This is a genomic window from Pedobacter cryoconitis (assembly GCF_014200595.1).
Lineage (GTDB): Bacteria > Bacteroidota > Bacteroidia > Sphingobacteriales > Sphingobacteriaceae > Pedobacter > Pedobacter cryoconitis_C.
Genome location: NZ_JACHCG010000001.1, coordinates 1,420,691 through 1,442,625, shown reverse-complemented (window position 1 = coordinate 1,442,625; position 21,935 = coordinate 1,420,691). Strand labels below are relative to the sequence as shown.

General features: G+C 35.6%; 16 protein-coding genes. 2 read left to right on the top strand and 14 right to left on the bottom strand.

What is annotated here, in order from left to right:
• The 13 genes from HDE70_RS05925 to HDE70_RS05865 form a co-directional block, all read right to left on the bottom strand.
• A complete protein-coding gene (locus tag HDE70_RS05925; protein ID WP_183888701.1) occupies window positions 1–1,572 on the bottom strand; it encodes an arylsulfatase in 1,572 nt (523 codons plus the stop codon).
• 11 nt (window positions 1,573–1,583) lie between these two features.
• Window positions 1,584–3,140, bottom strand: coding sequence for a RagB/SusD family nutrient uptake outer membrane protein (locus tag HDE70_RS05920; protein WP_260159952.1), 1,557 nt, complete (start codon window positions 3,138–3,140; stop codon window positions 1,584–1,586).
• Window positions 3,141–3,146: 6 nt separating this feature from the next.
• Complete coding sequence (locus HDE70_RS05915; protein WP_260159951.1) at window positions 3,147–6,278, bottom strand: SusC/RagA family TonB-linked outer membrane protein; 3,132 nt, start codon at window positions 6,276–6,278, stop codon at window positions 3,147–3,149.
• A 133-nt stretch (window positions 6,279–6,411) separates the two neighbouring features.
• Window positions 6,412–7,410 (bottom strand): sterol desaturase family protein, encoded by a 999-nt coding sequence (locus HDE70_RS05910; protein ID WP_183888699.1) that lies wholly within the window; start codon window positions 7,408–7,410, stop codon window positions 6,412–6,414.
• 23 nt (window positions 7,411–7,433) lie between these two features.
• On the bottom strand, window positions 7,434–7,601 hold the full coding sequence (locus HDE70_RS05905; protein WP_183888697.1) for a hypothetical protein: 168 nt from the start codon (window positions 7,599–7,601) through the stop codon (window positions 7,434–7,436).
• 785 nt (window positions 7,602–8,386) lie between these two features.
• On the bottom strand, window positions 8,387–9,520 hold the full coding sequence (locus HDE70_RS05900; RefSeq protein WP_183888695.1) for a sensor histidine kinase: 1,134 nt from the start codon (window positions 9,518–9,520) through the stop codon (window positions 8,387–8,389).
• Window positions 9,521–9,532: 12 nt separating this feature from the next.
• Window positions 9,533–10,582, bottom strand: a complete 1,050-nt coding sequence (locus HDE70_RS05895; protein ID WP_183888693.1) for a sensor histidine kinase — start codon at window positions 10,580–10,582, stop codon at window positions 9,533–9,535.
• On the bottom strand, window positions 10,579–12,006 hold the full coding sequence (locus HDE70_RS05890) for a S41 family peptidase (RefSeq protein ID WP_183888691.1): 1,428 nt from the start codon (window positions 12,004–12,006) through the stop codon (window positions 10,579–10,581). The genes HDE70_RS05895 and HDE70_RS05890 overlap by 4 nt, the downstream gene beginning before the upstream one ends.
• A gap of 96 nt (window positions 12,007–12,102) precedes the next feature.
• Window positions 12,103–13,236 carry a sensor histidine kinase gene (locus HDE70_RS05885; RefSeq protein WP_183888689.1) on the bottom strand — a complete coding sequence of 378 codons (1,134 nt, stop codon included), beginning with the start codon at window positions 13,234–13,236 and terminating at the stop codon, window positions 12,103–12,105.
• Between the two features lie 14 nt (window positions 13,237–13,250).
• Window positions 13,251–14,300: a sensor histidine kinase gene (locus HDE70_RS05880; protein ID WP_183888687.1), complete on the bottom strand. Its 1,050-nt coding sequence runs from the start codon at window positions 14,298–14,300 to the stop codon at window positions 13,251–13,253.
• A complete protein-coding gene (locus tag HDE70_RS05875) occupies window positions 14,297–15,715 on the bottom strand; it encodes a S41 family peptidase (RefSeq protein ID WP_183888685.1) in 1,419 nt (472 codons plus the stop codon). The genes HDE70_RS05880 and HDE70_RS05875 overlap by 4 nt, the downstream gene beginning before the upstream one ends.
• Window positions 15,716–15,779: 64 nt before the next feature.
• Entirely contained in the window at window positions 15,780–15,953 is a 174-nt protein-coding gene (locus HDE70_RS05870) for a class I lanthipeptide (protein ID WP_183888683.1), read from the bottom strand.
• 71 nt (window positions 15,954–16,024) lie between these two features.
• Window positions 16,025–19,171, bottom strand: a complete 3,147-nt coding sequence (locus HDE70_RS05865; RefSeq protein WP_183888681.1) for a lantibiotic dehydratase — start codon at window positions 19,169–19,171, stop codon at window positions 16,025–16,027.
• 376 nt (window positions 19,172–19,547) lie between these two features.
• Here HDE70_RS05865 and HDE70_RS05860 point away from each other — a divergent pair, with 376 nt between their 5' ends.
• Window positions 19,548–20,288 carry a LytR/AlgR family response regulator transcription factor gene (locus HDE70_RS05860; RefSeq protein WP_183888679.1) on the top strand — a complete coding sequence of 247 codons (741 nt, stop codon included), beginning with the start codon at window positions 19,548–19,550 and terminating at the stop codon, window positions 20,286–20,288.
• Window positions 20,289–20,292: 4 nt separating this feature from the next.
• Here the strand turns inward: HDE70_RS05860 and HDE70_RS05855 are convergent, their stop codons facing one another.
• A complete protein-coding gene (locus HDE70_RS05855) occupies window positions 20,293–21,090 on the bottom strand; it encodes an NIPSNAP family protein (RefSeq protein ID WP_183888677.1) in 798 nt (265 codons plus the stop codon).
• Between the two features lie 79 nt (window positions 21,091–21,169).
• Here HDE70_RS05855 and HDE70_RS05850 point away from each other — a divergent pair, with 79 nt between their 5' ends.
• Entirely contained in the window at window positions 21,170–21,754 is a 585-nt protein-coding gene (locus HDE70_RS05850; RefSeq protein WP_183888675.1) for a GNAT family N-acetyltransferase, read from the top strand.
• Window positions 21,755–21,935: the final 181 nt, after the last annotated feature.

Sequence of the window (21,935 nt, the reverse complement as noted above, 5' to 3'; positions counted from 1 at the left end):
TTATTTGATTTTGTTCCAATCTCTGACACCAACTTTTGCTGCCCATATTTGATATTTTTTCTCCATTTGTTTAACCCGGTCAGGATATTTCGTGGCCAGATCATAAACCTCTGTCCTATCCGTTTTAAGATTGTATAACTCCCATGGCGCATTCAATTCGGCAACCAGCTTCCAATCTCCGTCCCTGATTGCCCTGCTCCCTTCATGTTCCCAATAAAACGCATCATTTCGTCCTGTTTTCTTACCTTTAAATACATCCAGTAAACTACGTCCTTCCAGTTTCGTTAACGGATTCCCCTTAAAAGTCTCTGGATATTCAATTCCGGAAAGCTCCAGCAATGTGGGCAGCAGATCTATAAAGTGTGCCGGCAAATCACTGCTGGATCCAGCCTCAATCAAACCCGGATAGTAAGCGATAAAAGGACTTGAAATACCGCCTTCGTGCGTATTTTTCTTAAATAACCGGAAAGGTGTATTACTTGCATTTCCCCAGGGGGCTTCATAACTGTCTATTGAGTTCACACTCCCGGGGACCCCGTTTTTCTGTGTCACGTAGTCCCAGTTTTTAACCTCATCCGCACTTCCGCCATTATCTGAAAGAAAAACAACCAGCGTGTTTTTATCCTTTTTCAGCTCTTTGATCTTATCCAGTATCTGGCCAATGCCCGCGTCCATCCGGTCAATCATCGCTGCATAAATTGCCATCCGCGTATCCCAAAGCTCTTTCTCCGGTTCAGACAAAGAAGACCATGCTTTTACATTTTCAAATCGTGGAGATAACACCCATTCTTTTTTGATAATCCCTAAAGCCTGTAGCTTTTTATATCTGCGTAGCCTCAGCTCATCCCAGCCATTCAGATATTTACCTTTATACTTTGCAATATCTTCTGGTAATGCCTGAATAGGCCAGTGGGGTGCATTATAGGCTACATATAATAAAAAAGGATTGGGCTGATCTTTAATTTCATCCAGAGATTTCAATGCAAAATTTGTAATTGCCTGTGTCAGATATAAGGAGGTATCCTGGCGCTGAACTTCCTGACCATTCAGTAAAAATGTAACCACCCGGCCATCATTATACAAAGGCTGCGAGTTAAAATAACTGCTCCCATTGTTCTGCAACGTGAACGATTTATCAAATCCTCGGTTTACTGCCCAGGCAGAGGGTACCAGGCCAACATGCCATTTTCCCGAAACAATAGTGTTATACCCGCCTGTTTTCAATAATTCTCCCATAGTTGCACAATTGGAATTCAGAAATCCCTGATAAGCCTCAGATCCTTTATTCTGAACCATATCACCTACGCCTGCCTGATGCGGATAAAGACCGGTCAGCAAGGCCGCACGCGACGGACAACATCTTGCTGCATTATAAAACTGGCTCATCACCAACCCTTGTTTGGCCAGTTTATCCAAAACCGGGGTATGAATTTCAGAACCAAATGCACCAATATCCGAGAAGCCTAAATCATCAGCCAGAATCACGACAATATTAGGTTTAGCTTGCTGCGCAAAGGTTTGTACAGCAATTATCACACAAAACAAAATCAAGATGACTATACGCTTTTTCATATTTTCCCTATTTACCAGCCAGCATTTTGTTTCAGCTTCGCATTCAGATCAATCTCCTGCTGAGGAATTGGGAACAGCAAATGTTTAGGTACGGAAACATTAGTTTTACCTACCTTTTTAAGTGCATCTTCCAGAATAATTTTCCCTGTAGCATCTTTTTCTCTGATCAGATCAAACCAGCGCTGGTTCTCCCAAACCAATTCAAGCCTGCGATCCAGATAGAGTGCGTCTCTGAATTGTTCTTTAGATAAAGCGCTCAAAGGAGTTAATCCAGCACGTTCACGAACACGGTTATAAGCTGCATAAGCCTTCGCTGAAGGCCCGTTTACTTCATTCTCAGCTTCTGCCAAAATCAACAGTACTTCAGAAAATCGGATCACAGGCACATTCGCAGCAGATTCACTAAGATTTGCAGCTTGTGTTGGATCCCAGTATTTATTCAGGTAAGGAATAGAGTCACCAGGAATAGATTTATCGACCAAATCTCCGTACCACTTTCCATCAGAGCCTAAAAACCGGGTAACAAAAGTCCCGTTTCTCTTTCTCTTATCATTTGCACTATACAATTTGTAGATGCTAAAATTCTTATCAGTTCCCTGCGTATAAAACCTAACCTGGTCTGCGTAAGAGCCAACTATACCCGGAACTCCGGAACGTGCCCCTCTTGGAGCCTGATTATTTCCCTGCCCTAATGAATTAGATTTGAACTGGGCAGACAAAATATGTTCTTTTCCATTTTTAAAAGCAGGGAGAAATACTTGCGAATAATCAGCAAACAAATCATATTTATAAGGGCTCGAACCTGGGCTATATGGATAAGGGCCGGCTACTTCTTCAGCTTTTGAAACTGCATCCGTCCATTTTCCTTGCGTCAGATATACTTTTGCCAGGATCGATTTTGCAGCACCAGCAGTTGCCCTTCCCAGATCTGCGCCAGTATAAGCAACCGGTAATGCCAGTGCAGCCTCTGTTAAATCCTTTTCAATCTGCACATAAACTCCCGGAGCAGGTGTTTGTTCTATCGCAAAATCTGTGATCGTAACGCCATCCTGATCATGTAAAATCAAAGGAACAGGCCCAAACAAACGGACCAGATTGAAGTAATATAAAGCACGGAGTAACTTCGCTTCCCCAACCAGCCTGTTCTTAAGGTCATCTGTTAAAGCAGCATCCGTTATTGCCGGAACTTTATCAATCGCAATATTTGCTTTCTTTATTCCAGCATAATGCTGCTGCCATAACTGCAATACTCTCAATCCCGTAGAGGAATGATTGAGTACAGCCTGTGAGCGCACATCAGCATTTGTTGCACCGGGGCCCGGATCAATATCATCAGACATAAAATCCATGCCTGTGGCAAATAAAGTATTATATGGCGTTTGAACAGCAGACCCGCCAGAGTTTAAAAGGAAGTAAGCAGCATTCACTGCATTAATTGCATCTGCTTTAGTTTTATAGTAGTCATTTGCAGGAATAAAAGAATCCGGATTCTCTTTCAGTTTAGCGCAAGAACTAATTACCCCAAGGGTTAAAGTCAGTATAAAATAGGTTATAGTTTTCTTCATCATATCAGATTAAAAGGAAAGTGTAGCCCCACCCATGATGGTTTTACTATTCGGATAAACACCATTGTCCACGCCAGAATTGATCGCAGACTGTCCATTGTAATTTGCTTCAGGATCATATCCTGTATACTTGGTCCATGTCCATAAATTCTGTGCAGAAACATAAAATCTAACCGATTTTATCCCTGCTTTATTCAATAATCTATGGGGTAAAGTATAGCCGAACGTGACATTTTTCAACCGCAGATAGGAAGCATCTTCAATAAAGCGGTCAGAAATTGTAACTGCCGGATCTGTATAAGCATTATGTATATCAGTATTCGTATTAGAAGCGGTATAACGGTTCAGTAAAGTGCGCGGTGCATTCGTATATCCTGTGCCCAGTTCTAAAGTCCCGTTGTTCTGATTGTATAGCTTATTTCCGTAGGAAGTTTGAAAAAACACAGACAGATCAAAACCCTTATAACTTATATTATTCGTGATTCCACCTGTAAATAAAGGCTGATTAGCAATAATATACCGGTCTCCAGCCTGCGTAATTTTGCCATCCCCATTTTTGTCAACATACTGCTGTCCACCGGCTGTTTTATTACCTGAAGGAGTCAAAGCCTGCGCGGGAGGGGTACCTGCCGGAATAAGCCCATTGGTTTTGTAAACAATAAAAGATCCGATCGGATAACCAACCGCTGCAACAGACGGCAATGAACTATCAGGGATCAGCTGGTTTACGTTATCAAGGCTAAGTACTTTATTTCTGTTGACTGCAAATATCACATTCGTAGACCATTTAAAGTCCCCAACCAGGTTTTTCGTATTTAAACCCAGTTCAAAACCTTTATTCTGCACAGCGCCAATATTCTGATAAATCTGGCTTTGAAGCGTTGAAAAATCAAATAATCCACTCGTAGCAGGTACAGTAATGTTATATAACAAGTCAGTCGTTTTCTTATAATAAACATCTGCGACCAGGGTAATCCGGCTATTCAGCAAAGCCAGATCAATTCCGAAGTTATACTGCGCAGTTTTCTCCCAGGTCAGGTTAGGGTTCGCATTTGTACCCGGCGCATAACCAGAAACATTACTTCCATTAAAATTATAACGGTAAAAAGTTTCTCTCGAATAAGATTGGTATGGAGGGATCTCCTGGTTACCAGTCACCCCAGCACTAAAACGAAGCTTTAAATTCGTGATTACCTGGTTACCTTTTAGAAAATCTTCCTCAGTAGCATTCCACGCGAATGCAGCAGAAGGGAAAGTTCCCCATTGATGACCATCTGCAAAACGTGAAGAACCATCTGCCCTTAATGTTAAAGTCAACAAATACTTATTCTTGTACCCATAATTTGCCCTGGCCAGAAAAGATCTTAAAGCAGTAGCATAAGAAGAAGAAAATGGTGTCTGAGAGATAATCCCGGAAGAAAGATCATTGTAACTGGTTTCATCGGTCGCAAAACCAGCAGCCCCGGCAATAGATCCTTTGGTCACAGCAGATTCTTGTGTATAACCAACTAATACGTTGATATTATGATCATTGTTGATCAGCCTGGTATAGTTCAGCGTATTTTCATTGAGCCAGCGTGTGGTAAATAAGGTACCTACCTGCGCAAGACCAGAAGTCCCGGTACCTTCATATACTGTAGACGGGAGGTAACGATTCTGTTTGTTATCTACGATTAATACCCCTGCTGCAACCTTTGCCTGTAATCCGTCAATAATCCGGTAATCTGCTGAGGCATTTCCTAATACTAAATTAGTCCGCGTTTCATTCAGCTGATTATATAGTGTATTGATCGGATTTCCATAAGTTCCCTCAAACGGGCTTTTCAAATAGAATGAGCCATCCGGATTATAAATAGGAACTGCGGGTGTCATCAATAACAGGTTGGGTACAACCGATTGGGGTGCAACCTGAGCCTTTGAACTGCTCCCTGCGATGTAAGAAACGATTTTTAACCGTTCATTGTATTGATGTTCAACATTCAAACGACCAGAATAACGCGTAAAATCAGTATTTTGCAATACACCGTCTTGTTTGAAATAATTACCTGAGATCGCAAATTTTGTTTTCTCCGTACCAGTTAAAATAGACAGGTTGTGACTTTGAATAGCTGCCTTACGAAAAGCAGCGGCCTGCCAGTCTGTTCCAACTCCCAGGGCATCGATTTGTGCCTGTGTGTAATAGGGCGCTTTCCCGGCATTGATTAATGCATCATTCCTGAGTTGCCCCCACTCTGTCGCGTTGAGTAGCGGAATTGTTTTTACCACTTCCTGTGTACCGTAATAACTATCAAAGTTGATGGACGATTTTCCGGCAGTTCCTTTTTTAGTATTGATGATAATTACCCCGTTTGCCCCTCTTGACCCATAAATTGCCGTCGAAGAGGCATCTTTTAAAACATCAATAGACTCTATGTCTCCAGGATTTATGGAAGAAAGCAGGTTGATTTTAGGGCCGCTGGTTACACCTGCATCAGCTAGTTTTTCGTCGTTATAAAATGGAAAACCATCTATCACATATAAAGGTTGTGAACCTGCTGTTAGTGAAGCCGTTCCTCTCACCTGAACACTCACCCCTCCCCCAGGCTGTCCTGTTGATTGTGTAACCTGAACCCCTGGAATTGAACCCTGAAGCAAACGTTCTGGTGAACTTACGGGCTGTCCTTTTACTTCTTCCAGCTTAATAGAAGCTACAGATCCGGTAATATCTTTTCGCCGCTGAGTTCCGTAACCGACTACCACTACATCGTTCAAATTGTTAGTCGCTTCTTTAAGCAAAATCTCAACAGGGCTGCCATCCACATTCAGTTCTAACTTTTCGTAGCCGATAAAACTGATGACGAGTGTGTATGGAAATTTCTGACCTGTTTTAAAATTGAATTTCCCTTTGTCATCAGTCGCTACTTTATGGGTAGTTCCTTTGATTTGTACCAGAACACCGGGCAAAGCTTCTTTAGTTTTATCATCCAGCACCCGGCCAACAAGTGTTGAATTAATCAATGGCTGATTATCCTGCGCCAAAGTTATTAAAGGAGTGGCCAGTAATGAAAAAATGACAAATAGTATAAAACCGGCAATATTATTCATTGCCGTATAGATTAAAGCCGGGACATAACTCTCCCCGGCTTTAGCAAGATTTTGCATATTAGTATGATTTAAAATGACATGACATAAGCAGGTCCAACGCCAATTGATTTCCTGTACTTATTAAATTAATCCGTGGGGTAAGGCTGATTTCTTAGTATAAACAATTCATATTTATGATTTTATGGATGAATTAAAAATTTGCCCCTGCCTGTAAGGTTACTTCTTTTAAAATCTGTTGTTCCTCTTCTCTATATGCAGCTACCGCATTTGGTTCCGGTAAATGGGTGAGTTCATTGTGCTGCTCTACATGTTTTTGAATAGGGATATCCTGTTTTACCATCGGCCCGTCAGCTGCCAGTTCACTTCCCGCAACATTTGATTTAAAGATTGGCCATAACAATTGAGCATACCATGGATCTTCTTCATAATGTGAGATACCATAAACTTCCGGATATTGTCTGGAAATATGAGCCGTTCCAAAAATGATATCCCATAAAAAGAACATGTTTCCAAAATTCCCTTTATAGTACCCTACCCCATCATCCGTAGTTGCGGCATGGTGCGCATGGTGTGTTGCCGGCGTAGAAATTAAGCGTTCTAAAACCCAGGCAACCGGATGCAGTACTTTATATTTATAGAAAGGTTTGTCCCATGGAATACTGGAATGTGCGAGTGTGGTGATTGTACTTTTAATAGCACTAACTACAATTCTTGGTGCGCCTAAACCCAGATAAACAAGTATTGTAGTTACATAGGTTTGAGAAAAGAACAAAGTATAGATTGCATTCTGTCTGCTCGCCATAGCCATTCCCATATAAGGAGCGGAATGATGGGTGCGGTGAAAACGCCATAACCATGGAATTTCATGATGTAAACGATGATACCAATATTGAGTCAGGTCATCTGCAATGGCGATAATCAATACTCCCCATCCAAAAGACACCCAGTCAAACTGATTGCTGAAGGCTGGAATTACAGCAGGCAGAAATTTAAGGCCAAAATAAGCGATGGCCGGTCTGATTACTATTTTTGGTAAGACAAAACAAGCAATATCAACCAGTTTTTCGTTCTTATTCCAGCGTTTTTTATATAATCCAAAAGAGAATTCCAATATCCCTAAAAACAGGACAAGTACACTTAGTCCGTAACCATTCAGGTTGTCAAGGACTTGTTGAATAATTTTAATCATTGTTATGGGTTTAGGTTGGTTGATTACTGTTTTTTCAGGTTTTGACTGGTTTTAACGGCCTTCTTTAACCAGGGCCGCTGACCTGTAAAATAGAATGTAAAAAACATTAATAAAATGGGCAGCGCGTAGATAAACAAGCTAACGAATACATTCTTAATGATCCTTTGCTTTACGGGTTCTTCAATTTTCATACTATTTATTTAAGATAGATGTGGTAGATGGAGACGAAGGATCGTCAGATAAAACGGTCTGGATAAGCCACAGCCCTCCTAATAGAATGACGAGCGGCACTGTAGCTACTACAATGCCTACTGCGACCTTCTTTCCGATTAATTGTAAGTCTGAAATGGTCATATGATGTGTTTTTAGGTGTGAAATAACTCATATCTCTTGCTGTCCATGGCTCAGAAAAGCTGGCTGAAAAGGGTATAAAAAGGACATAGAATTCCCGGAAGGATCCCGAAAGAGATTGCATGATGATTTTTCTTTAAATGACAAGATTGAACAGTACCAACGCCAATTGAACTCCTGTTCTTTTATTAAATAACTAATCCCGGTTTAGGAGATCAGCCTGCTGTCCATAGGATTAGACTTCTTTAGCAACAACAACAATACGATCCTGCATGATGAAAAAACACGAGGTTCTCATTAGCAAAATTCCGTTTAAAACCGATATGTAATTTTAAGTTTAACATTGGTTATGTGCTGTTTTGTAGACTGTTAATACAAATATATAATATGAAAATCACAAATACAATTAAATCTATAATATTAGTAGATTATATTTTGAAATAGTGGGAATTAGCATTCCTGACGGTATTTATTTATCTTTACAAAAAGTTTAAATGACAAGATTGAATCGGGTCCAACGCCAAATTTCACCTGGTTCAGTTATTAATACCCTGGGGGCTGTCCGGAAGATCATGAAACTTTAGCTGTTTCTGAATTTTCCGAACAGCCCCCTGTTTTTGATTGGTTAAGAAAGGTTGAATTTCTTTTTTGCTAATAATTTAGCCCAACCGATTTGATTTTCATTGGTATCAGGGTTAACAGCAGTGTTATAGAATTCTACCTGATGAAATACAGGCAGTTTAAGTGACAGGGAATAGAAAACATCATTATCATCAATGGTAAGCTGATAGTTTTCTCCGTAATGATAAGCGATACGCTTTTTAATATTTTCAACACCAATTCCGCTGGAATGTTCGGCAGTCCAGTCACTCTTTTTATTGTAGGTATCGAGATGAATAAAATGCCCGTCCTCAGAAATAGCTAATTGAATTTTCGCAGGATCATCCAGTAATGTACAGTTCCCATGTTTTAGGATATTCTCTACAATGGTGATGATAATCAGTGGAACAATCTGGATTGATGGAAGTATAGTTTCAATATTAAGATCTATTTGTAAGCGATTACTAAATCTCATTTGGTTTAACTTGATTACGTTGTGTACATGTGCTAACTCATCAGAAAGTAATACCATACGGTTATTTCCATTCTTATCCATAGAATAACGCATAATTTGTGATAAGGTCATGATACCATCCGATAGGTCCGCAGATAAAGGCAAAGCTTTTGCATAAAATAAATTCACTGTACTGTTTAAAAAATGCGGGTTAATCTTTGATCTGAGAAATGCATATTCAACTTCAAGCCTTTCATTTTCTAAAAGATTGCGTTTTTTTTCATGCCGAACCATTTTTGCAGCAAAAGCATAAGCAAAACCAAAAATCAGATGCTTCATAGTAAGGTATCCTGTTAATATCTGTAAATCATAAAATTCTTTAGGAAGTGGTGGCCCTGGATTAGCAATAATGTATGGATCTATGTAATTTTCAACTATATACCAAACCAGGCAATTAGCTATATGAATTAAAAAAATGCCAATAATTAATGAAATTGGTTTGTTTGGAATAGTATATTTTGAAAATAGATAGACGCTCAAATACACGATTATCACATTAGGAAATTGCATAAAAAACATATCTGACAGACTAAAGAAATATGTCTGATGAGTAATAGCAAATTCATTAAGCGAAGACAAAGAAAAATAAATTACCCAAAAAATTAAATGATAGAAAACTAAACTATATCTTTTAAAAATTTGCATAATCGATGGGGATTAAGAATAAAAATCAATTTGGTGAGAAACGGGCAACTTTAGTTTGGAACTATAAAAATCTTCATTATCCTCAATGGTCAATTCGTAATTGTTACCATAATGGTAATTGAGTCTCTTTTTGATGTTTTCCATTCCAATTCCATTCATATCTCCTGCTAATGTTATTTTCTTTTTATTATACGTGTATAAATGAATGAAGTAACCATCTTCAGAGTTAGACAAGTGAACTATGGCTGGATCTTTAATTAATGTACAGTTACCATGCCTTAATACATTTTCTATAATCGTAATAATAATTAGCGGAACAACTTGAATTGAGGGGAAAGTATCTTCAATTTTGAGATCAATATGAAGCCCACCGCTAAATCTCATTTGATTAATTTTAATGACATTGTTCACATGCTCCAATTCATCAGAAAGCAGAACCATTTTACTATTCTCATTTTTTTCCAGAGAATAGCGCATAATTTGAGATAAAGTGATAATTCCATCTGCCAATTCTGCGGATAGAGCTAAGGATTTTACATAAAACAAACTCAGTGTATTGAATAAAAAATGAGGATTAATCTGTGCACGGAAAAATTCATACTCAGCTTCATGTTTTTCCTTCTCTAGTATTGCTATGTATTTTTCGCGCCTTATTAATCGTATACAAATAGCATATCCAAACCCAAAAAATGCAAACTTAACAAATGCCCAAAGTATAATAATAACAGAATACAGAAAATTAAATTTGGATACTGGCCAGGTTTTAATTATTGGTCTGAGCGTATAACTTATCTCGTACCACATCAAGAAATACCACCAATAAAGCACAATAACTCCAATAAGTAATGGGATGATTTTTATCGGCACTGTATATCTAAGACACAAAGAGATAACAAGATAAACCAATAAAATATTAGTTCCTTGTGCACAAAAAACGTCAAGCCAAACCATCCAGTAATGATCACCAGGATGAAAAATAGATTGATATCTATTAAAAATCAAATGAAATACCCAGAATATAACATGATAAGATATTAGCTTATAATCTGTTGAATTTTTCAATGTCCAGGTTTATAAGTTCTTACAAATTCAACCCAATCCGGAATACTATCCGGAATAATTACATCAGGTGTTATTCCAGAATTATTCAAAGGGTGTGTATCTACACTATTATAGCGAACAGCAGGATACAATATGGAAAAATAGCTGCACGGAATCTTTAATCGCAGAACGTCTACATAGTCGATTGCACCTGAACTATTTTGGCCAAATAAGGTCACTTTCTTACTTTGTCTGTAATTTAAAATCATAATTTCAGCAGCACTGGCACTTTCTCCATTAATTAGAATAGAAATACGTTGTGGATTCTTTAAAACATGAGCCAATTGAATTGTATCAGGAGGATACAAGAGATAAAATTCATTTTTATGCTCATTCATTTTTCTCACATTTTCTTCGAATTTCTTTCGGGTAACATCAGAAAGGCCTGGTATATCAGGGTGATACAAGCCATTAATATTATCTGTAGTGGCTAATATTGATGCGGCAGTAGTATAAATTGGATTGGTATAGATATATGGTAATAATCCTTCATATGTTGTGGTGGTTCCTCCTTGATTGCTTCTTATATCAATAATCAAATGCTTACTATTCCCTAATAAATCTTTATTTTGTTTAATAACGCTATCTACTTTCTCCTTATATCTAATATTAAAACTAGGTAATACTAATAAATCAGTCTCTTTATCCAATATCTTAAAAGATGGAAATATATCGGATGCTGTCGATCTTATCGCCTCCTCTCTTTTTTCCATAAACTGGTTTTTATACCATTTCCCAAAAAGACCAAGATCCATTGTATTCTCATTTATCAATATCCGGGGGAACCTTTTACTGTGATCTATATTTCTAAAATAAACGCATTGGTAATTATCGCCTATTTTCTTAATTTTCATTTTCACTTGCTGCTTCCCCCAATTAGAATTGGTAGTATTTACAATGAAACCAATAAATTCGCTCTTATTATTTGTAGTATCTTTTACAATACCAATCCTATAATTATTTAGACCGTAAGTCCAATAACCTTCTATTTTATCTAACTTCTTTTTATTTCGACTCAGATAGGAATTTAAATCAACTTCATTCCAGTAAGTTTTTTCAGCAGTTTTAAAAAAGTCACTGATTTCATCTTTTGTTGCTCCATCAGGTGTAAAAGAAATACTCAAATGCTTATCTTCAAAAAATGCAAGCCAATCCACACAAAGATCCAGGCATGCTGACTTTTCAGCTGAATTTGCAACTTTCTGTAAACTATCAGTAAAAACATCAAATCTTGTTTGATTAGAGGTTGTTATTTTGTCCTTATATCCAACGTAGTTATTTTTGATTTTCTCTACTAAAAATCTGAAGTTCTCAGAACAATTACAATTCTGGGCTTTAGACAAAAAAGGGAATAATATTAAAGTCAGTATAAAGATTTTCTTCATTGTTTTTTTTATATTTCAAAATAGGTATCGCCGTAAATTACTCACAGTAACTAATATCCGTTCGTGCCAAAATTTCTAAGCGAAATATCAAATCGATTAAGAAAGATTAAATTTCTTCTTAGCGAACAGTTTAGACCAGGCAATCTGGTTTTCACTACTTATCCTATTGACAGGTGCAGTATAGAACTCGACTTTATGAAAAACAGGTAATTTAAGCGATAAAGAATAAGACCTGTTATTATCATCAATAATCAGTTCGAAATCTTTACCGTAATGATGAGCTACACGCTTTCTGATATTTTCGACACCTAAACCATTCGAATGCTCAGCTGCCCAGTCATTTTTTTTATTGTAAGTATTTAACTGAATGAAGCACCCATCTTCAGATATAAATAAATCAACCTTTGCCGGATCAGCAGGTAATGAACAATCACCATGTTTTAAAATATTTTCTACAACAGTGATTATAATCAGTGGAACTATCTGAACAGATGAGGATATCAGCTCAAAATTAAGATCGATTTGTAAGCGATTACTAAATCTCATTTGATTTAGCTTAATCACATTATGCACATGTTCCAGCTCATCAGCAAGCATCACCATACGATTAATATCATTCCTATCTAATGAATAACGCATGATTTGAGATAAAGTCATGATTCCATCAGATAACTCCGCAGATAAAGGCAAAGCTTTTGCGTAAAAAAAATTCAACGTGTTATTCAAGAAATGAGGATTAACCTGTGCTCTTAAAAAGGCATATTCAGCCTCCAACCTTTCCTTTTCTAAACGATTTTGCATCTTTTCATGCTTGATCATTTTCATCGCAAAAGCATAAGCAAAACCAAAAACCATATATTTTATTGTATGACTTACTGTGCCCATACAAAGCACACGAAATTCATCAGAACCAACTGGAGGAGGATTATGTTTAACCAGTGTACTTATATAATAAGCTATTACACACCACTGAACTAAATTTAACACAAAAGTTAATAAAATTCCAATTATCAACTGTACAGGTTTATTAGGAATAGTATACTTTGAAAAGAGATAAATACTTATATAAACAACTACTATACTAGGTAACTGTGTAGTAAACACATCAAGAAAACTAAAGAAATAGGTTTCACGAATACTGATATATTCATTAAAAGCATAAAGTGCGGAAAAAAATATCCAAAAGATAAGATGATAAATTACTAAACTATACTTTTTAGGTATCTTCATAAGCTAACAGGCTATTAAGAATAAAAATTTGTTTGATGGATAACCGGTATCTTTAATTTTAGCATATAAAAATCTTCATTTTGATCAATTTTCAACTCATAATTATCCTTATAATGGTAATTAAGGCGGTGTTTAATATTTTCCATTCCTATTCCAGTAGATTCTTCAGTCAATGATTTTTTCCTTTTGTTATAGGTATATAAATGAATGAAATAACCATCATCAGAATTAAATAAATGAATGATGGCCGGATCTTTGACTATTGTACAGTCACCATGTTTCAATACATTTTCTACAATAGTTATGATAATCAGTGGGACAATTTGTACTGAAGGAAAAATATCTTCAATTTTAATATCAATTTGCAGACGATTGCTAAATCTTAATTGATTGATTTTAATTACATTGTTTACATGTTCCAGTTCATCAGAAAGCAGCACCATTTTACTATCCTCATTCTTTTCCAGAGAATAGCGCATTATATGTGATAAAGTAACAATACCATCCGATAAATCAGCCGATAAAGGCAAAGATTTAGCATAAAACAAACTCAATGTATTAAATAAAAAATGCGGATTAATCTGGGCCCGGAGAAAAGCGTATTCTGTATCAATTTTTTCTTTTTCTATCTGAGTGATATTCTTTTCACGTCTGATCACTTTGATGCAAATAGCATATCCAAAACCGAAAAAGGCAAGTCTGACAAATACCCAAAGTATAATACCAGCTAAATGATAGTATTTAAATGTCTCTTCAACCCCCGTCTTAAGTAATGGTCTTAGCGAATATGTTATCTCATACCATATAAAATAATAGTAGAAGTAAAGCACGACAACTCCGATAATCAATGGTAAAATTCTTGTTGGAACCGTATATCTCAAACACAAAAAGACAATAAGATAAACCAATGATATATTTGTTCCTTGTGCAATAAAAACATCAAGCAAAATATTACCATAATTATCACCAAAACTAAAAATGGAGTTAAATCTATTATAAATCACATAAATTATCCAGAATATTATATGATAGCATACTAATTTAAAATTTATCGAATGTTTCAATGAACCCTTTTATAATTGCGAACAAATTTAACCCAGTCTGTTACACTATCAGGAATAAATACATTAGGTGGTATCCCAACATTATCCAGGGGCCTTGTATTCACTCTATTTGACCTTACAGCCGGATATCTGACAGAATAGTTCTCACATGGCATTTTACCAATTATTACATCAAGGTAATCAATTGCGCCCGCACTGTTTTCTCCAAACAAAACAACTTTTTTACTTTGTTCTGCTTTTAACAAGAAAATCTCAGTAGCGCTTGCACTACTTTTATCTATTAAAATAGAAATACGTTGTGGATTTTTAAGAATATGATCAAATTTAAGTGTATCCGCCGGATATGAGTATAATTCACCAACATGCGCTTTAAATTTCTTAACCTCTTCAGTCATGAGTTTTTTTGTTTTCTCTGGGTAACCAGTCATATCAACATCATATCCATCTCTTATATTATCTGCCGTAGCTAATACGGCATCTCCTTCCGTATAAATTGGATTAGTATATAAATAAGGCAAAATATTTTCAAATGTACCGTTCTGACCTCCAGAATTATTTCGAAGATCAATAATAAGATGTTCAGTTTTTTCCAGCAATTTTTTATTACTCACCAATATGCTGTCTACTGATTTTTTATATTTAATGATGGCGTATGGTATTACTAATAAATTGGTTTCTTTGTCCAGCACTTTGAATGATGGAGATAGATCTTGATTTTCAGCAGTGGCTTCAGGATTATCTTTAAAGCCTTTACCTTTATAATATTTACCAAAACCATCAAAGTCAAGAATGCTATCTTTTACTCTTATCGAAGAACTATTTTTGGAATGATCTAATGGTTTATAATAAATCACCTGATAATTACCATTCACTTTTTTTATTCTAAATTTCACCTGTTTTGGCATCCAATAAATACTATCTGCCTTCAAAATGAAACCAACAAATTCATTATTCTTTATAGAATCTTTTACTATTCCTATTTGATAAGTAGGAAAATTACTCCAATATCCTTCAATTTTATCTAATTTCCCTTTATTATCCTGTAAATATTTATCAAAACTAAGCTCATTCCAGGAAACAACTTCACCTTTTGAAAAATAAGTTCTTATATAATCATTTGATGCATTCACCGCTTTAAAAGATGAAATTCCAAGATGCCGGTCTTTAAAAAAGGACAACCATTTTAAATAGACGTCTTTACACTCATTAATATTAGATGAATCTGCAACTTTTTGCAGACTATCAGTAAAGACGTTAAACCGCTCCTGGTTGGACGGCTTTATTTTATCTTTGTATCCTACATAATTGTTTTTTATTTTCCCCACTAAAAATTTGAAATTTTCTGAACAATTACAACTCTGAGCATCGGAAAAAAAGGGTAATAGTATTAAAGCGATTATAATGGATAACTTCATTTAGAATAATTTGATTGGGTTTTATTTGAATAAAATACTGTAACTAGAATAATTGTAATATAAATTAACCAGTTGTTTTTTCTTTATCACCACATAACGGATTATTCGATCCAATAGCATCTTCTACAGGAAATGCTCCCCCTTTAATTCTGGCCATATCATTTTTATTTAATGTTACTATTGTTGTTTTTTCAAATGACAATTTCTCTTTTGTCTCTTTTTTATTTTTAATTTTCATAAGATTTTAATCTTTTAAATATATAATTTACTTTTTCCATTACACAAAAAAATAATTTTTGACTCTTAAAATTATTTTTTTCCGTGAACAAAACTCTTCCGTTCATCAAACTTATTCACTTTTGCCTGAACACTCTTATAATACTGATATAAAAAATCATAAATCACTGCTTCATGCAAACGTGCCATTTCAGGAATAATACGATTGACCGCCATGTGAACATAACTGTTTAATAAATTTAATAATGAAACCTTTAGCTTGCCCTCATGTTCCATCTTTTTAAACTTTTGAATTATTGGCCCCATTTGTTCCGTTCGCCGTCTTAAAATCAGATATAATTGATAAAATTTATCCCCAGGCTGTTGAACATTTAATGAAGTATAAATCTCATCTTTATATATCCGGAATGACTTAGCCAGCTGCTTCCTTTGCTCCGACCCAAACTTAAATTCAATTGCAAAAGCATCTTTTAGATTTTTCATGAACTCAAATTTATCCTCAAGTTTAAATTCAAAAGCTTCAAGTAGCGTATCAATAGATAGGATTGCATATTGCCAGCGCAGAGTTTCCCTTTTATCTCCCGAGGTCTGATCAAGAAACCCTAAAAAGGCGAGACTATCCTGATAAAAAAACTGTTCAGCCAGAACCATTGTGTTCTTGCCATATCTTACATATTCCGGTCTATAGGTATCAGTGGTCAAATTCCATAGAAACCCTGTCTTCCTGTAAGGCTCAAATGCTTTGTGAAAAATGCGCGTAATATATGGCAACCATTTAATATTAGTTAATTTTAAACGAAGCCTGATATGAAAATCGGTATCCGTATAGCGGATAAAAAACCACTCCTGGATCCAGCCCTTTTTCTCACAATGGGCAGTTGCAGCATTTACTGGATTGGAAAGTAATATATCAGCATTACCTACACCACAATAAAGCTTATAATATAACCATTCTGAGTCATTGTCATCTACCATCATACCTATTTCTTCAGTCATAGAAAGATTATTATGGAGTACCGATAACTCCATATCAGACTCAGGCTTAACTGTAATAAAAGCTTGAAATTGATGCATATAATGTTCATTATTTATATTGCTTACCACATGAACTGGTTCCAGATATTCTTTAAAAATGAATTGTCTCCGGCCCTTTAGCGTATAGTCAAAAACATCACGGGTTTTTTCAGGTTCATCAAAATTGATTAACAATTCATTATCGTTATCAGCAAGAACAACTTTTTGAGGTAGATTATACTCTTTTCTAAAAGAAAGTAGTAATTCATCAAATAATATATCTTTTTGCAGTAGATTTTTAATATCATTATCTGTAAAGACCCAGCTCGCTGGTTTTAGTATAATGTTCTTATAGATTACCCTTGGTAAAAAACAATATTGTTGCTGAAGACTTCCCCAACTAAAATTTAAACTGCTTATTTGATCCTCATCCTGAAGATCACAAAGAAAATGATATACTGGCAAGGCGCCTACTTTGAAATTATGCGCATTACTTAATCGTGGTATAATTATTTTGTTAAGCCTTTTCGAATACAAAATAATTTTTTTATTTCTATAAGAAATTAACAGATCCTGCATGTGCACCTGCTTATTTTCAGGTAATAAAGACTTCGCCAGGTAAGGTATTTCATAATCTCTGAATACCGGTCGCTGAAGAATATTCCCCATTCTTCCCTCCGGAAGATGTGTAATTTCAGCCAGAATTACTCCTGTTTTGTTGTCTTGTTCGGCTTTTATTAAATCAAAAGCCAACTTACTGATTTCAGGATCAGATTGTGCAAACCGGGCGATCATATTTACAGCACTTGTTCCTCCTGCACTCTTAATACAAATCTGGCCCGAAGATATCACTTCGAACATGACTTGCAAGGAAGAAGGGAGTGGTAAATTTACAGAGCTAATGTCATCGAAATCCTCATCGAAAATTTCAATTTGAAGTGCATCAAGTTTATAAGCCCGTAACCACTTTTTATGTAAAATCTGCTCCCATTTACCCCATGTGATTGATTGACTATCAATTTTTTCCGATAAGATTAGTCCTTCTAGAATAGGTGATGGTATTGAATGATTATCAGCTCCATAACCAATACCAGTTTCTGTATCTAAAACTTCCAGAAGTGGCATTTCTTTGTCCCCATAACGCTCATAAAAGCGTTTTTTGAAAATTTCCAGATTTATTTTTCTTCTGCTGGTAGTTTTATAAAGGATATCAAGAGCTGTTAAAATTTCTCCTTGTAAATCAATTGATAAACCACTTTCCGGAGAAGTTATTCCTGTTAAATCTGTTTGAAAAATCTTCCCAGCTTCATATCGGACATCCAGGGTATCAATTATATCAATAATTTCCTGATAAGAAGTGATTTCATTGCCCCTATGCAAATCTAATTCATTTAAAAGCTGACAGATATTTTTTAGTTTCAGGATGATATTATTGATTTGCAGATCTTTTATATTATACTTTTCAAGAGTTCTAAGAATTTGTGTGAGCAGTCCATCACCCGTAACAGCGGGATCAAGTTCATGAATCAGCAACTGCGAAGTCAGACAATTATCTATAAATCTACATGCATCTTCATTTCCAATGCCTGCTTTTTCCAATACATCAATAAGACCCGCTCTGGTCAGCCCAAACTTTGCTGCTTCAATAACTTGCAACAAATAACCCGAACTTTTTATTGCACTGATCTGGTGTTGTCTCTTACCATCTACATATTGATATTCTACATAACGGATTTCTTCACCGATTCTATACCAACTGCTATTTGGGTAATAAAGCAGTTTATTGCGAATAGCAGGAATTGAAGATAGATGGGCTGCTAATGCGCAGAGATAATGCATATCCAGACGGGTATGCCGGTTCAAATCACTATGGTCTATAATAACCTCAGATCCACCTTTCTTCCAGTTTGTAAGCCTGCAAGATGAAAACAAGCCAAATGGAGTACATCGGTTATGCATTCTGGAATAGTACTTGTAAAGGGAATATTTAAATTTTACAATTTCTTTTTCAATTAAGATCAGTCCGTTCCTATATTTAATACAAGCATTATACAGACTTGGAGAAGCGATATATATCGCTTCCAGAAAGTTTGGATCATGAATCAAAGTTTCTATTTCAAAACTTCGATTAAAGCTTGGTAAAGGATAAATTGGTGTGCGAAGAATCAAACGTTGATCAAAAGTATGCGTATCTATTATCTTCATCAATTCAAATTATCCTCTATTCAAATCATATTAACCTTAAAACATACTCTCCTAAAGAATTAAACACACCTCTGAGTAAAAAACGGAGAGTATATCTTAAGGTATATTCGCTAAAATCTAACCAAATCAACGTTCACTAATAAATTGCTTTTCTATTATACTTTAACTAATAATCAATAAAATAAATTTTAAGCCCGGTAACTTAATTTTCAAACATATTAATTACGCCAAAAATAACATTAAGGTTTATTAACCTGAAATGTATTATCTGTAACCCGAGGGAAGCTTGCCGAAACCTTATATTTTACTGCTCAACCCGATTTTATTCTTCAATAAAGTGTTACTTTCGTATTAACTACCCAAAAGACAAACTACCATGTATAATTGTATAATAATTGAGGATGAACTTCATACCATTGAATTATTAAAAACATATATTGATTCCATTCCTAATTTAAACCTGGTTGAGTCTTATTCCAATCCAGTTGTTGCTTTAAACAACATTACGACTAAGGTACCTATCGATTTGATTATAATGGATATCGAAATGCCTGTTATTTCCGGATTAGAATTATCAAAGGAGCTAATTGGAAAAACTAAAAAGCTGATTTTCATAACCGGGCATATGCAATACGCATATGAAGCCTTTCAGGTTCATGCTGATGGCTTTCTATTAAAACCTTTTACAATACTAAAGTTCACGTCATTAATCAAAAGGCTCTTTCCTGATGAAGGACCTGGCAATGAGGAAAAATCAAAAAATGATCACGACTTTTTCTTTGTAAAAAACAAAAGCGAAGACCTGAATACAACAAAAATAAACTTTAATGAAGTTATTGCTATTGAAAGCCTGCATAACTACATTAAAATTTACACTGAGAAGGCAGAAATTGTAGCTTATTTAAAGCTCAGCGATATGAAAACTTTATTAGAAGATAATAATAATTTCATCCAGGTACACCGCAGCTTTATTATCTCCATGAGACATATTAAAACAATCAATGGGCCTAATTTAAAGATGGAAGGTGATTTATTTATTAAAATCGGTGAATCTTATGGTGAAAAATTCATCTCTTTTGTAAAAAACAGGACCTTGACAGTGAGCAAGAAAAAATAAAACTTTACACCTGTGAATAAACCGCAGGCAATAACAAAGTTGAAGTAATCTTATTTACTAATAGCGCGTCCGAATAACCATCAACCGTACTTATTTTTTTCCACTGTGCATCATTCACAAATGACTTCCAATGTGCCGCTTTACTATCCAGATCGTCAAAAGTTACCATATAAGTCAGATTTGGTCTTGACGGCCCGATTATCGTTTCTCCCCAAAATACAGGCTTAAAACCCAAACGCTTAAAAATATCTATCTCACCCTGATCATTGAACATTTCGATCTTCTTCTTCCCTGCTGCTTCACTTGCACTCTGATACTGACGCAGTTCAAAAATACGGGACTTATTTGGAGGGACTACCAGTTTAGGAGAATGAGCAAATGCTTTCATGATCGAACTTTCAATCCGTATATAAGCAGGAGCTGTTGCCGGAGCAGTCAAATAAGAAATACCCTTTTGCTGAAATACTTTGTCTTGTTCCAGTTTGACAATCACTTCATTGAAATGAACCAGACTATGATAAGGAATCAAGACGAATAACCTGGTCTGACCTTCAGGCTTCAATTCGGTAAAAACACCTACATGTTCTACCCCTGCCTTGTTAAACGCTGGTATTGCTGCCTGACTATAAAAGTCCTCCACCAATTTTTGTTGAATATCATCTTTCAGCGTATAAACCCTTAATTCATAGAATTCAGCAGATTCATGTTGATGATCTTTAACCACAGCCTTACTCATCACCGGAGAAATAATTGCAGCCGTACCAGTCATCAGGGAGGCTTTTACAAACGAACGTCTTTTCATATAGTAGTCTTTTCAAGTTCAATATAACATATTATATTTCTACTTTTAGTTTAATAAGAATTTACAACATATTTACACCATGATTAAAGCAACCATCAAAGACAAACCATTAGTGATAAAAATCCTTTCGGATTCTTTTGATGATAATAAAAGTGTGAATTACATTATCAAACAAGATAACAAGCGCGAAAAAAGAGTTAAAGCATTAATGGAATATTCATTTGATACTTGTTTTATGTTTGGTGAAGTCTATTTATCAAATGATAAAACCGCCTGCGCGTTAATCCTTTATCCTGACCGTAAAAAATCCAGTATAAAAGCCATTTGGGCCGATCTGACTTTAGTTTTCAAAGCAATAGGAATCAGCAGAGCAAATAAAGCTATGAGCCGCGAAAGCCAAATTAAAAGCCATTACCCAAACACACCCTTTTATTACTTATGGTTTTTAGGTGTATTAACCTCAGCGCAGCATAAGGGAATTGGAAGTCAGTTATTAGCAGAAATTATTCAGGACAGCCAACAGCAAAACAGGCAGATATATCTCGAAACCTCTACCCTGAAAAACCTTCCCTGGTACGAAAAATTCAACTTCAAAGTCTATCATGAAATTAATTTAGGTTACAGCTTATATATGATGAAATCTTTCAAAAAATCAGAAAGTTAATTTTGTTTTTATATATTTGAAATTATGATTTTGTAACAAGTACATCGCTTAGCCTCTATCCGACGGCAAATATATCTATCCCTGAATTCAGAGGGAGATGATTTCCTGTACAGCTTAAAAAATGAAATTTATCTACTGTTGAAATACAATAGCGAGATCATAACCAAAAAAGTCACTTAAG

Bases quoted from the DNA above. Each gene is read 5' to 3' on its own strand.
- HDE70_RS05865 (WP_183888681.1), bottom strand. From the start codon at position 19,171: ATGAAGATAATAGATACGCATACTTTTGATCAACGTTTGATTCTTCGC.
- HDE70_RS05915 (WP_260159951.1), bottom strand. From the start codon at position 6,278: ATGCAAAATCTTGCTAAAGCCGGGGAGAGTTATGTCCCGGCTTTAATC.
- HDE70_RS05860 (WP_183888679.1), top strand. From the start codon at position 19,548: ATGTATAATTGTATAATAATTGAGGATGAACTTCATACCATTGAATTA.
- HDE70_RS05920 (WP_260159952.1), bottom strand. From the start codon at position 3,140: ATGATGAAGAAAACTATAACCTATTTTATACTGACTTTAACCCTTGGG.
- HDE70_RS05875 (WP_183888685.1), bottom strand. From the start codon at position 15,715: ATGAAGTTATCCATTATAATCGCTTTAATACTATTACCCTTTTTTTCC.
- HDE70_RS05890 (WP_183888691.1), bottom strand. From the start codon at position 12,006: ATGAAGAAAATCTTTATACTGACTTTAATATTATTCCCTTTTTTGTCT.
- HDE70_RS05905 (WP_183888697.1), bottom strand. From the start codon at position 7,601: ATGAAAATTGAAGAACCCGTAAAGCAAAGGATCATTAAGAATGTATTC.
- HDE70_RS05885 (WP_183888689.1), bottom strand. From the start codon at position 13,236: ATGAAGATACCTAAAAAGTATAGTTTAGTAATTTATCATCTTATCTTT.
- HDE70_RS05850 (WP_183888675.1), top strand. From the start codon at position 21,170: ATGATTAAAGCAACCATCAAAGACAAACCATTAGTGATAAAAATCCTT.
- HDE70_RS05900 (WP_183888695.1), bottom strand. From the start codon at position 9,520: ATGCAAATTTTTAAAAGATATAGTTTAGTTTTCTATCATTTAATTTTT.
- HDE70_RS05855 (WP_183888677.1), bottom strand. From the start codon at position 21,090: ATGAAAAGACGTTCGTTTGTAAAAGCCTCCCTGATGACTGGTACGGCT.
- HDE70_RS05925 (WP_183888701.1), bottom strand. From the start codon at position 1,572: ATGAAAAAGCGTATAGTCATCTTGATTTTGTTTTGTGTGATAATTGCT.
- HDE70_RS05870 (WP_183888683.1), bottom strand. From the start codon at position 15,953: ATGAAAATTAAAAATAAAAAAGAGACAAAAGAGAAATTGTCATTTGAA.
- HDE70_RS05910 (WP_183888699.1), bottom strand. From the start codon at position 7,410: ATGATTAAAATTATTCAACAAGTCCTTGACAACCTGAATGGTTACGGA.